Consider the following 11,172-nt stretch of genomic DNA (forward strand, 5'->3'; position numbering starts at 1 on the left):
CAAAAGACCCTGTTTTCAGGCAGCGTGTATGCTATTCCTTTCAACCACATAAGGCATACAAGACATATTTCTTTATGCCTCATATGCCTTATAGGGTTTAAAAGAAAAAAGGCGTAGCCGTCACCCGAGGTGCAGCTCCTCCCCAATTGCCGTCACTTTCGCTTTCAGCGATTCAAGCGTGGCATTAAACTCGGATTTGTTCTTTAATTTGCCTTTCACGCCGATATAAAATTTGATCTTGGGTTCGGTGCCTGAGGGCCGGCAGGTGAATTTTGTGCCGTCGGCGGTAAAGAACTGCAGCACATTAGACGACTCAATGCCCAGCTTACCGGCAGGGATGTCGGTAACTTCACCCGTTTTCATATCGGTTCTTTTCAGGGCCTTGAAGTCATCCATCCGGATCACCCGTGAACCCCCGATGGTTTTAGGCGGAGCGCTCCTGAAGTCGGCCATCATCTGCTGGATTTCTTCGGCACCGGTTTTCCCTTTCTTGGTCACCGAGATCAGGCCTTCATAGTAGAAGCCGAACTGCTTGTACATTTCAGCCAGGAAATCAAAAAGGGAAATGCCTTTCTGTTTGGCAAAGGCGGTCAGCTCGGCAATCATGGCGCAGCTGGCAATGGCGTCTTTGTCGCGCACCTTGTCACCGATCAGGTAACCGTAGCTTTCTTCGCCACCGCCTATAAAGGTCTCACGCCCTTCGGTTTCCCGGATCACCTGGGCAATATACTTAAAGCCGGTAAGCGTATTGTAGCATTTTACGCCGGCTTTTTCAGCCATAGCGTCAATCAGGTCAGTGGTCACAATGGTTTTACACACAAACTCGCTGCCGGTCAGCCTGCCCGCCTTCTTCCAGGCTTTGAGCAGGTAATAGATGATCAGGCTGGCGGCCTGGTTACCGTTCAGCAACTGCCATTCTCCTTCCGGGTTTTTAATGCCCATGCCCACCCGGTCAGAGTCGGGGTCGGTGGCAATTACCAGGTCGGCGTCAATCTTTTTGGCCAGGTCGAGCGCTTTGCTCATGGCCTCTTTTTCTTCCGGGTTAGGGTATACCACCGTAGGGAAGTTGCCGTCAGGAACAGCCTGCTCTTCTACCACGGTTACCTTCTCAAAACCCAGCTGGGCCAGGGCAGGTGGCACCATGGTGATGCCCGTTCCGTGAATAGGACTGTACACAATCTTCAGGTCTTTCTGTTTCCGGATCATCCGCGGTGAAACGGTGATGCTCTTCACGGCTTTCAGGTATTTCTTGTCGAGTGCCTCGCCGATCATTTTGACCCGCTTTTTGACCCCTTTGAATTTGATGTCTTTGACGTTGGTGATGGCGTTTACTTCTGCCACAATGTTCTTGTCGTGCGGAGCCACCACCTGGGAGCCGTCTGTCCAGTACACCTTATACCCGTTATACTCGCGCGGATTGTGTGATGCCGTGATCACAATACCCGACTGGCAACCCAGCTCACGTACGGTAAACGAAAGCTGCGGGGTGGGCCGCAACGCCTTGTACAGGTACACGGTAATGCCGTTAGCCGAGAGAATATCGGCGGCTATCCGGCCAAACTCAGGTGAGAAATTACGGCTGTCGTAAGCAATGGCTACTTTGATCTCCTGGTCTGTAAATACCTTATTCAGATAATTGGCTAAACCCTGCGTGGCAGCACCTACCGTATACTTGTTCATCCGGTTGCTGCCTACGCCCAGCTCACCCCGCATACCGCCCGTACCGAACTCCAGGTTTTTGTAGAAGGAATCGGTTAGCTGGCCGGCATTGCCCGAGTCGATGAGCGCATTGATCTTGTCTTTGGTTTCCTGGTCGTATCTGCCCTTCAGCCAGGTTTTAATGTTCTTTTCGGTAGTAGAATCTAATTTAAGGTCCTTTAACATTTTACAGAATTTTTAGGAGTATAACTTCGGTCGTGATTAATAAGATAACCCTTATTCGTGTAAATATAAAAGAAAGCCTGTGGTTTTAGCCACAGGCGCCTAAAAAAAATCAAATACAGCAATTACAGGGCACAAACGTGCACTTAATGATCTTCGAGATGAGTCCTGTTATATCCGTTGGCAAATACAATGGCCATGATGAGGGTTCCGACGATGAAGGTAAACAGATCACCGAATACCGCCAGTATAACAAGGATGAATAAAAACAGGACAAGCATAGCCCATGCTGGCACTTTTGACGAAATATTACTCATGGATGTCATTTTTTTACAAAAGTATACGTATTTTTAGATAAAACAAAGTTTGACAAAGTAAAGTATGAGCAGGTATCTATTCTTATTTTCTTTTCTCCTTGCAGCGATGGGCGTACAGGGTCAGGAAGAAGAATACTATAAGATTCCGGAGAACCGGAAGATGAGCCACGAAGTGGAGAACCTGCCTCACCTGGACTCGCATTTTTCCAGCTTTTATGCGGGTCTCAGCGGCGGGCTCCGGAGGCCCTATAACGGGAGCACGGCCGGCTTTGAGAACTTTGCGGAGAATAAGACGGCTATGAACGAGTGGGTGGAGCTGAACATCGGCCTGAACATGAACAATAATTTCTTTGTGGAAACCGGGGTTACGCGACTGAAAAACCAGTTTTCCACCTATGTATTTTCTACGCAGGCTTACCCGCCTTTTATACTCGGGATCCGTAACCGGCAGTGGTATATCCCGGTGATCATTAAAAAGCGGGTGCTTAACCTGAACCGGGTCACCCGCAATGCCTACATTAACCTGGGAGCGGGCGGCGGAGTGCTGGTGGCTACAGAGCCTGAGGTGCCCCGGCGGTATACCCTCGACATCCAGGAATCGCTGCAGAGCCGCGACCTGGAATATTTTAATGTTACTTTATCGCAATCGCATAGTCTAATGTATGGAGAGGTCAGCGCCGAGTTGAAAGGAAATATTACCGACCGGCTGGAAATCCTGGTTTTCTTTAAGGGTATTTTCAGGAAGCCGGAGTACCTGTCGAATACGTTCGATATCCGGTTTACCGGCGGAGGGCCTGCAGAGCAATACCGTGTTTTTGAAAAGGCGGGCTCGCTGGTATTTGGCATACAGGGAAGATTCAACTCCCGTAAATTTTACCGGTATACCAGCAGGATATAATGTATTTTTTCTAATTTAGTAAACATTTTTCACCTTTTAACTATTAAATAATGAGCAAATTTGATGACAATCTGGAGCTGTACAAGGCTCAGAATGCTGAATTAGGCCTGGGCCTGAGTGAGGCACTCCTTACCGCTGTAGCGAAATCTCTGGGACCTTCAATTTATAACGCTGACTCTTCGAAAGTGTCGGGAACGGATCAGAAGGAAAGAGAGACCGTAAAAAATAATTTCCTGATCAAGAAACTGGGATTAAAAGACGGGCCCGAGCTGGATGCCGCCATTGAAGAAGCTATGGTTAAAATGGGCAGCAGCAACCGGAATAAATACCGGACTGTAGTATACGCGCTGCTGGCCAAAAAATTCGGAAAAGAAAGTTTATACGTAAAATAATACGCCCTCCGGCGACACCCTTACGGTAGAAAAAGAGGGATCAGTTTTAGCTGATCCCTCTTTTTTGATATATCCCGCAGGCATTACAGGTCTGAAAAATCAAAATTATCCAGGTAACCCGTATTGAAAATACCCGATTGGAAGGTCTTGTCGTCCATCATTTTCAGGTGGAAAGGAATGGTGGTCTTGATGCCGTCGATAAAGAACTCCTGCAGCGCCCGTTTCATCCGTACGATCGCCTCTTCGCGGCTGGGTGCTGAAACAATCAGCTTGGCGATCATGGAGTCGTAGTTCGGCGGAATCACATAACCGGCATAGACATGGGAGTCTACCCTTACACCGTGCCCGCCGGGCAGGTTGATTTGTTTGATGACTCCCGGGCTGGGCCGGAAACCGTTTTTAGGATCTTCGGCGTTGATCCGGCACTCCATGGCATATTGGGTAGGGTAATAATTTTTACCCGAAACCTTCTCGCCGGCAGCCACTTTGATCTGTTCTTTGATCAGGTCAAAACCGGTTACCTCTTCGGTGATGGGGTGTTCTACCTGGATACGCGTATTCATTTCCATGAAATAGAATTTCCCGTATTTGTCTACCAGGAATTCGATAGTTCCCGCGCCTTCATACCGGATAGCCTTGGCACCGGCCACAGCAGCCTGTCCCATTTGTTCCCGCAGCTCAGGCGATACAATGGGAGAGGGGGTCTCTTCAATCAGCTTCTGGTGTCTTCTCTGGATAGAGCAGTCGCGTTCAGAGAGGTGAGAAACGTTTCCGTACTGGTCACCCACAATCTGGATCTCGATATGGCGGGGCTCTTCAATGAATTTTTCAAGGTAGAGGCCGTCGTTACCGAAGGCAGCGCCTGATTCGATCTTGGCGTCATCCCAAAGCTTTTGAAATTCGGAAGAATGCCGGATGATCCGCATACCACGTCCGCCACCGCCGGCGGTAGCCTTGATGATCACCGGGTAGCCTATCTTTTCCGCCAGCTCTATTCCTTCCTCCACAGAAGAAAGCAGTCCGTCAGAGCCGGGAATGACCGGCACACCGGCTTTTTTCATGGTCTCTTTGGCGGTTGCCTTGTCGCCCATCTGGTTGATCTGGTCGGCTGAAGCCCCGATAAATTTTATTTTATAGGCCTCACATATCCTGGAGAACTCCGCATTTTCAGAAAGGAAACCGTAGCCGGGGTGGATGGCATCGGCATTGGTGATCTCTGCAGCCGAGATGATGCTCTGCATATTCAGATACGATTGCTTGCTGGGCGGGGGGCCGATACATACGGCCTCGTCAGCAAATCGTATGTGCAGGCTGTCTTTGTCTGCAGTTGAATATACAGCCACAGTTTTGATGCCCATTTCTTTGCAGGTGCGGATGATCCGCAGGGCAATCTCGCCTCTGTTGGCTATAAGTATTTTTTTAAACATAGGTTCAGATTTTAGAAGAGGTGTTCTTAAGCGGGTTCAACTAAAAATAACGGCTGATCATATTCTACCGGGGTAGCATCATCTACCAGGATTTTAACAATTCTGCCCGAAATCTCCGATTCTATCTCATTGAACAGCTTCATGGCTTCCAGGATACAGATCACTTTTCCGCTGGTGATCTCATCGCCAACTTCAACGAAAGAAGGCTTATCCGGTCCGGCTGAACGGTAAAACGTACCGATCATCGGTGCTTTTATTTCTACCAGGCGGCCGTTGGAAGCAGGTGCCGGAGCAGGAGCTTCCGCTTCGGGCGCCCTGGGAGCTGCCGCCTGCAGTGCCGGCTCAGCATAGATGACCTGTGGCGCAGCAGCCACCAGCTTAGGGGCTTCGGCACCACCGCGTCTCACCTGGATTTTCAGCTCGGAAGTCTCAATTTTTACCTCACTAAGATCGGTTTTGGAAATAAATTCAATCAGCTTTTGTATTTCTTTGGTATCCATAACGGGTTTAATTTCGAATTTTATTGTACAAATGTAATATTTTATTGTACCGGTGCAAATTATTTCTCCTTAACGCGGGAGTCGTACTCGTAGGTAGAAGTATTTACCTTGATGAGCTCGTCGTTATCAATGAACAGGGGCACTTTGATGGTGGCGCCGGTTTCTACTGTGGCGGGCTTGCCGGCGTTGGTAGCGGTGTCGCCTTTAACACCCGGTTCGGTGTAGGTAACACGCAGTTCCACGTAGGCAGGCATTTCTACCGAGAGGGGCGTTTCCGTTTCGGCATGGATCAGGATATCCACGTTGGAGCCTTCTTTCATGAGGTCGGCCTGAGGCACCATGTGCTCTTCCAGTGAAATCTGCTCAAACGTATCGTTGTCCATGAAGTTATAGCCCAGCTCGTCTTTGTAGAGGTACTGGAACGTTCTTCTTTCAATACGGGCCGTAGTTACTTTTTCACCTGCGGTGAAGGTATTTTCAAAGATTCTCCCGGTTTTGATGTTTTTAAGCTTGGTCCTGACAAAAGCGCCCCCTTTACCGGGTTTAACGTGCTGAAATTCAACTATCGTAAAAAGGTCGTTATTCCATTCCAGGGCCAGTCCGTTTCTGAAATCTGCTGTTGTTGCCATCTTTATTTTTCAATATTTAATCTGATTCCTACCGTAAAAGTGTCGTCGCTCAGGCGGGCATAGCCCAGTTCTTTTGTTTCGTTGGTTTTTGTGAATGTAGAGGTGATCCGGTTGTAGCCGGCCTTAACCGAAAAAGAATCGCTGAAGGTATACGCCAGGTATACCCCGCCGGTAAGGTTTGTTTTTTTGCCGAAGATACCGCTGAATCCCTGTGTTCTGAGCATTTCTTTCTCGATCAGGGGGGTATAGGCGTCGTCGTATTTCTTTTTGCCGCTGAAGGAGATCAATTCCTGGAAAGCGCCGATGCTTAAGGCTTTGTAGAACAGCTCAAGTCCTACCGGGAAAGCCACCGTGGTGTAAATAGGTTTTTTGTCGAATTGCAGGGTAGTAAAGCCTGCACCTTCTTTCACGGGGTATATCCCTTTGGTTTTGTCGTTCATGGCCAGCCGGAGGCCGGTGGTAAACCGGAACGGAACGGGCGATTTGATCTGTAGTGATTCTCCCCAAAACAGGGAATACTGGTGCGTGTTTTTGGAAAACGAAGTAGCTAATTCAAGATTGTTGAATGTCCGGATGTTTTGAGCCCGGGCCGTTATGCAGCCCAGGGCAAGCAAAGTTGCTATTGCAAGTGTTTTCATAGTTGTATATTAAATTGCCCATTTTATATACATGGCGCCCCACGTGAAGCCTCCGCCAAAAGCGGCCAACACCAGGTTATCGCCTTTTTTCAGCTGGTCCTGATAGTCAAATAAGCAAAGCGGGATGGTTCCTGCGGTAGTATTCCCGTATTTTTGAATATTTAACATCACTTTTTCTTCCCCGATGCCCATGCGCTTGGCGGTGGCATCAATGATTCTTTTATTGGCCTGATGGGGAACCAGCCAGTCCACATCGTCTCCGGAGAGATGGTTTTTCTCCATGATCGCTGCAGCGGCATCGGCCATGTTGGTAACGGCAAATTTGAATACCTGGGGGCCTTCCTGCTTGATGTAGTGCATGCGCTGATCCACGGTCTCGTGCGAGGCCGGGTAAACGCTGCCGCCTCCCTTCATCATCAGGTATTCACCGCCGCTTCCGTCTGAATGCAGCATAAAGTCAACAATCCCGACATCTTCTGTAGAAGGTTCCAGGAGAACCGCCCCGGCTCCGTCGCCAAAAAGAACGCAGGTAGTACGGTCTTCGTAATCAATGATCGAAGACATTTTGTCGGCTCCGATAACAATTACCTTCTTATAACGTCCGGATTCGATAAATTGTGCACCGGTGGTCAAAGCATATATAAAACCGGAGCAGGCGGCCAGGAGGTCGAAGCTGCAAATGCTGGGAATGCCCAGGCGGCTGCATACCAGGTTCGCCGTAGACGGAAACATGTAGTCAGGCGTAACGGTAGCGCAGATCACCAGGTCAATATCGAGCGGCGAAGTGCCTGTTTTTTCCAGTAGTCCCCTTACGGCTTCGGTTGCCAGTACAGAAGTCCCCTGCGCTTCGCCTTTGAGGATTCTTCTTTCTTTGATGCCGGTACGGGTGGTGATCCACTCGTCATTGGTATCTACCATTTTTTCCAGCTCGGCATTGGTAAGGATATAATCAGGAACATAACCGTGTACTCCTGTTATTGCAGCTCTTAGACTCATCAGATGAACTAGCTTTTAAGATTCTCAGGCAAACGCCTCTTTGATTTTTTCTACTACCTGGGATTCAATTTGTCTCTGTGCCAGGCGGATCATGTTTTTGATGGCTACCGGGCTGGAGATGCCGTGACCTACAATGACGTTCCCGTTGATACCGATGATCGGGCTTCCGCCTACCACCTCGTAGTTCATGCGGTTAATGAGGTCATCGTTGATTCCCACTGAAGCGGCGTGCTCGTAGAGCGACTCGCCCATTTTGAAAATAATATTACCGGTAAAACCGTCGGAAACGATCACATCTGCCTTGGCGTCAAAAATATCGCGCCCCTCAATATTACCTACAAAATTGATTTTTTTGTTGTTTTTAAGCAACTGGTAAGCGGCTTGTGCCACGGTATTGCCTTTTTCCTCTTCTTCACCGATGTTCAGAAGGCCCACGCGGGGATTGTCCAGGTTAAGCGTATACCGGGCATGCAGGCTTCCCAGCTCGGCAAACTGGTTCAGCACCTCCGGCTTACAGTCGGCGTTGGCGCCGATGTCCAGCATAATTCCGTACCTGCCGCCTTTGAAGGGCAGGTAGCCGGCAATGGGCGGGCGCTGAATGGTGCCTACGGTTTTCAGGGTGAAGAGCGAGCCCACCATCATGGCGCCGGTGTTTCCGGCACTGCAGAATGCAGAAACCGTACCCTCTTTTAAAAGTTTAAACCCAACGCCTATAGAGGAATTGGGTTTCTGACTGAAAGCTCTTGTAGGATGTTCCCCCATTTCGATCACCTCAGCGGCATCCACCATTTCTATGGAGCCGGCCCGGTAAGTGAGCGTACGGAGTACCCCCAACATAGCATCCTTTTTGCCGACCAGAACTATCTGATAATTTTCGGGAAGTTCAGAAGTGGCCATTACGGCACCCTCTACTACAGCCTTGGGGGCGTAATCCCCTCCCATTGCATCTACTGCAATTTTTTTCATCGACATTAGTTTATGTTATGCTGAAATCCTATTGGTAGTTTTCCACCACCAGTTTACCTCTGTAATACAGGTTGCCCTCGCTTACGTGGGCGGTGTGACGACGATGAACTTCACCGGTGGTAGCATCTACCGACAGTTGCTTCAAAGTAAGGGTATCGTGCGTTCTACGCTTGTCTCTTCTGGTTTTCGATATCTTTCGCTTAGGATGTGCCATTGCTTTCTGATATTAATTTTTGTTCTTCAAATTTATTAATGCTGCCCACCGTGGGTCTTGTATTTCTTCTTGCTTCTCTTCTGTAAATTCCGGGTCTTTGTATATCAGAGCCCCTTCTTCGGGAATATCGTCAGACCGGAACCGCGGATGAAGCTTTTTCATAGGTACCTGTAACAGGATATAGTCAAACAAAAGATTGGCTATATTGATCTTGTGGGTACCAAACGGGATCACCTCAAGGTCATCACTCATCTCTGCGGCTTCACTTCCGAACTTAAAAATATGCATTTCACGGGAGTGGAATTCCTCTTCAAAGATATCCAGGCTCCTGTCGCACTGCAGCCTGAGCCGGGAAGTAATATCCATGTTCAGGCGGATCAGCGTAGGGCTTTTTTCCAGGATGGCTTTGGCTTTAAAGCTTCCGCCCTCAACAATATCCTGATCAAATTCCTTGAAAAAGGCATCTGTTCCTTCAAATTCAAACTCATGGCTTTTGTCTTCCAGGCCATGAATCAGGATATCATATTTGGATAACTCCTTCTTCACACACATTTTACAGAAAGGACGCAAATTTACTTCCTTTTTTTTATATGAAAAAGTTTTAGGCAGATAAAATGCCGGGAATGAGCCGGAAGCGCCCGGTTTTCAGGAGAAAGTGGTCAGCAGGGGGGAATAAGAGCCGTCTCAGCCGGCCGGTTGCACGCTGACTTTTTTAGGCGAATTGCTCTACTTACGGAAAATCTCTTTTATATTGGGGCCGGATTCGCAAGACAAAAATGACGGTATGATAGTTTTTGACGTAGGAAATACAGATACGGTAGTAGGGATCTTCAAAGGCAATGAGCTTTATCAAAAGTTCAGGATCAGGTCTTTGAAGAGTGAGAATTCCGTCTTTTTTGAGTATAGGATATTGAATTTCATGTTGGAAAACAACATTGAAAAGACCGCCCTGGAGAAGGCTGTGATCAGTAGTGTGGTTCCGGTGCTGACCCCCTTTTTCGCTAATTTTTGTGAGAAATTCCTGTCGCTGACCCCTGTTGTGGTAGAGCCTGCCCGGAGCAGCCTGTTGCGGTTGAATATCGACAGCCCGGAAGAGCTGGGCTCCGACCTGTTCCTGAATGCCCTGGCGGCCCTCCGGAATTACGGGGAAAACTGCCTGGTGGTTGATTTCGGAACGGCGCTCACTTTCAGCGTGGTAGTGGCTGGGACCATCGAGGGTGTCACCATCGTGCCCGGGCTGAATACAGCCATGAAATCGCTTTTTTCGGAGGCCTCGCTTCTGCCTGAGGTGTCCCTGGAACGCCCGGATACCGTGATCGGTAAAAATACCCGGCATTCTATACAGGGCGGCCTGTATTTCGGTTACGAAAGCATGATACGGGGGCTGATAGGGCGCATAAAAGCCGAGCTACAGGTGCCGGTGAAGGTTATTGCCACCGGCGGGCTGTCATCGGTCATTACCGAGCTGAAGGACATCTTTGACGATACCGATCCCGACCTGACCCTGAAGGGCATGTATTATTACGGGCAGTAAAGGGGAAAAGGTACTTCAGAGTCCTGTTAACCTGCGTTTCCGGGCCTATTCGTAGAACTTTTTAAGGCGTATCAGTGCTTCCACCGGTTCGGTGACGAGGTATTTGATTTCGCGGTGCTCCTGTATTCTTTTCCGGATATAGGTGGCAGAGATGTCGAGCAGCGGAGCCTGGATAAATTTAATACGGGGATGATCGGTAAAATCGTGGGGCGGTGTGTCAGGCCGCGGGTATACATAAATACGGAAAAACTCCAGGATCTTCTCGTAGTTCTTCCAGTTCTTAAACTGCACCAGGTTATCTTCCCCCATAATGAGCACAAATTCGTGCTGCGGGTATTTGTCCGATAAAACGGTGAGCGTATCGATGGTATAGCTGGGTTTGGGCAGGCTGAACTCTATATCCGAAGCCTGCAGGCGGTAGTTTTCGGCAATGGCCCGCTCTACCAGGGTCAGGCGGTCAAACTCATGCAGCAGCGAGTTATTCTTCTTGAACGGATTCTGCGGCGACACCACAAACCATACCCGGTCAATATCAGTATCCGTAGCCATGGTATCGGCAATGATCAGGTGACCGATGTGAATGGGATTGAAGGAGCCGAAGAAGAGACCGATTTTCATTCAGTTAAAAGATAAAAGTTAAAAGATAAAAGTTGCGGAACATTCTTTTATTTTCAGTGAACAACTAACAGTGAACAGTGAACAATTTCGGAACATTCTTTTATTTTCAGTGAACAACTAACAGTGAACAGTGAACAATTTCGGAACATTCTTTTATTTTCA

13 protein-coding genes are annotated in these 11,172 nt (G+C 48.6%); 3 read left to right on the forward strand and 10 right to left on the reverse strand.

What is annotated here, in order from left to right; genetic code table 11:
• Positions 1–120: 120 nt before the first annotated feature.
• Positions 121–1,884, reverse strand: coding sequence for a phospho-sugar mutase (locus AB2U10_RS06485; protein ID WP_367913535.1), 1,764 nt, complete (start codon positions 1,882–1,884; stop codon positions 121–123).
• A gap of 378 nt (positions 1,885–2,262) precedes the next feature.
• Here AB2U10_RS06485 and AB2U10_RS06490 point away from each other — a divergent pair, with 378 nt between their 5' ends.
• Together AB2U10_RS06490 and AB2U10_RS06495 are read left to right on the forward strand one after the other, a co-directional pair.
• Positions 2,263–3,096, forward strand: coding sequence for a hypothetical protein (locus AB2U10_RS06490; protein WP_367913536.1), 834 nt, complete (start codon positions 2,263–2,265; stop codon positions 3,094–3,096).
• Positions 3,097–3,146: 50 nt separating this feature from the next.
• Positions 3,147–3,488, forward strand: a complete 342-nt coding sequence (locus tag AB2U10_RS06495) for a DUF2853 family protein (RefSeq protein ID WP_367913537.1) — start codon at positions 3,147–3,149, stop codon at positions 3,486–3,488.
• 83 nt (positions 3,489–3,571) lie between these two features.
• Here AB2U10_RS06495 and accC read toward each other — a convergent pair whose 3' ends face one another.
• From accC to AB2U10_RS06535, 8 genes are read right to left on the reverse strand one after another with little or no spacing between them, the layout of a single operon-like run.
• On the reverse strand, positions 3,572–4,915 hold the full coding sequence (gene accC / locus AB2U10_RS06500; RefSeq protein WP_367913538.1) for an acetyl-CoA carboxylase biotin carboxylase subunit: 1,344 nt from the start codon (positions 4,913–4,915) through the stop codon (positions 3,572–3,574).
• Positions 4,916–4,941: 26 nt separating this feature from the next.
• Positions 4,942–5,415, reverse strand: coding sequence for an acetyl-CoA carboxylase biotin carboxyl carrier protein (gene accB, locus AB2U10_RS06505; RefSeq protein WP_367913539.1), 474 nt, complete (start codon positions 5,413–5,415; stop codon positions 4,942–4,944).
• 59 nt (positions 5,416–5,474) lie between these two features.
• Complete coding sequence (efp, locus tag AB2U10_RS06510) at positions 5,475–6,044, reverse strand: elongation factor P (protein WP_367913540.1); 570 nt, start codon at positions 6,042–6,044, stop codon at positions 5,475–5,477.
• A 2-nt stretch (positions 6,045–6,046) separates the two neighbouring features.
• Positions 6,047–6,682: a hypothetical protein gene (locus AB2U10_RS06515; protein ID WP_367913541.1), complete on the reverse strand. Its 636-nt coding sequence runs from the start codon at positions 6,680–6,682 to the stop codon at positions 6,047–6,049.
• Between the two features lie 9 nt (positions 6,683–6,691).
• Positions 6,692–7,678 (reverse strand): beta-ketoacyl-ACP synthase III, encoded by a 987-nt coding sequence (locus tag AB2U10_RS06520; protein ID WP_367913542.1) that lies wholly within the window; start codon positions 7,676–7,678, stop codon positions 6,692–6,694.
• A gap of 24 nt (positions 7,679–7,702) precedes the next feature.
• Positions 7,703–8,650, reverse strand: coding sequence for a phosphate acyltransferase PlsX (plsX, locus tag AB2U10_RS06525; RefSeq protein WP_367913543.1), 948 nt, complete (start codon positions 8,648–8,650; stop codon positions 7,703–7,705).
• A gap of 22 nt (positions 8,651–8,672) precedes the next feature.
• Positions 8,673–8,858 (reverse strand): 50S ribosomal protein L32, encoded by a 186-nt coding sequence (gene rpmF, locus AB2U10_RS06530; RefSeq protein ID WP_367913544.1) that lies wholly within the window; start codon positions 8,856–8,858, stop codon positions 8,673–8,675.
• A gap of 12 nt (positions 8,859–8,870) precedes the next feature.
• Positions 8,871–9,404, reverse strand: a complete 534-nt coding sequence (locus AB2U10_RS06535; protein WP_367913545.1) for a YceD family protein — start codon at positions 9,402–9,404, stop codon at positions 8,871–8,873.
• Positions 9,405–9,642: 238 nt separating this feature from the next.
• On the opposite strand from AB2U10_RS06535, the gene AB2U10_RS06540 reads away from it, so the two are divergent.
• Positions 9,643–10,392 (forward strand): type III pantothenate kinase, encoded by a 750-nt coding sequence (locus tag AB2U10_RS06540; protein WP_367913546.1) that lies wholly within the window; start codon positions 9,643–9,645, stop codon positions 10,390–10,392.
• A gap of 45 nt (positions 10,393–10,437) precedes the next feature.
• On the opposite strand, the gene nadD is transcribed toward AB2U10_RS06540, so the two are convergent.
• A complete protein-coding gene (gene nadD / locus AB2U10_RS06545; RefSeq protein WP_367913547.1) occupies positions 10,438–11,010 on the reverse strand; it encodes a nicotinate (nicotinamide) nucleotide adenylyltransferase in 573 nt (190 codons plus the stop codon).
• Positions 11,011–11,172 lie beyond the last annotated feature (162 nt).

Source organism: Leadbetterella sp. DM7, from assembly GCF_040829825.2.
In the GTDB taxonomy this organism is placed as follows: domain Bacteria; phylum Bacteroidota; class Bacteroidia; order Cytophagales; family Spirosomataceae; genus Leadbetterella.

What these genes read in the sequence shown, in the direction of transcription:
- AB2U10_RS06485 (WP_367913535.1), bottom strand. Translation starts at nt 1,884, where the DNA reads ATGTTAAAGGACCTTAAATTAGATTCTACTACCGAAAAGAACATTAAA.
- AB2U10_RS06490 (WP_367913536.1), top strand. Translation starts at nt 2,263, where the DNA reads ATGAGCAGGTATCTATTCTTATTTTCTTTTCTCCTTGCAGCGATGGGC.
- AB2U10_RS06495 (WP_367913537.1), top strand. Translation starts at nt 3,147, where the DNA reads ATGAGCAAATTTGATGACAATCTGGAGCTGTACAAGGCTCAGAATGCT.
- accC (WP_367913538.1), bottom strand. Translation starts at nt 4,915, where the DNA reads ATGTTTAAAAAAATACTTATAGCCAACAGAGGCGAGATTGCCCTGCGG.
- accB (WP_367913539.1), bottom strand. Translation starts at nt 5,415, where the DNA reads ATGGATACCAAAGAAATACAAAAGCTGATTGAATTTATTTCCAAAACC.
- efp (WP_367913540.1), bottom strand. Translation starts at nt 6,044, where the DNA reads ATGGCAACAACAGCAGATTTCAGAAACGGACTGGCCCTGGAATGGAAT.
- AB2U10_RS06515 (WP_367913541.1), bottom strand. Translation starts at nt 6,682, where the DNA reads ATGAAAACACTTGCAATAGCAACTTTGCTTGCCCTGGGCTGCATAACG.
- AB2U10_RS06520 (WP_367913542.1), bottom strand. Translation starts at nt 7,678, where the DNA reads ATGAGTCTAAGAGCTGCAATAACAGGAGTACACGGTTATGTTCCTGAT.
- plsX (WP_367913543.1), bottom strand. Translation starts at nt 8,650, where the DNA reads ATGTCGATGAAAAAAATTGCAGTAGATGCAATGGGAGGGGATTACGCC.
- rpmF (WP_367913544.1), bottom strand. Translation starts at nt 8,858, where the DNA reads ATGGCACATCCTAAGCGAAAGATATCGAAAACCAGAAGAGACAAGCGT.
- AB2U10_RS06540 (WP_367913546.1), top strand. Translation starts at nt 9,643, where the DNA reads ATGATAGTTTTTGACGTAGGAAATACAGATACGGTAGTAGGGATCTTC.
- nadD (WP_367913547.1), bottom strand. Translation starts at nt 11,010, where the DNA reads ATGAAAATCGGTCTCTTCTTCGGCTCCTTCAATCCCATTCACATCGGT.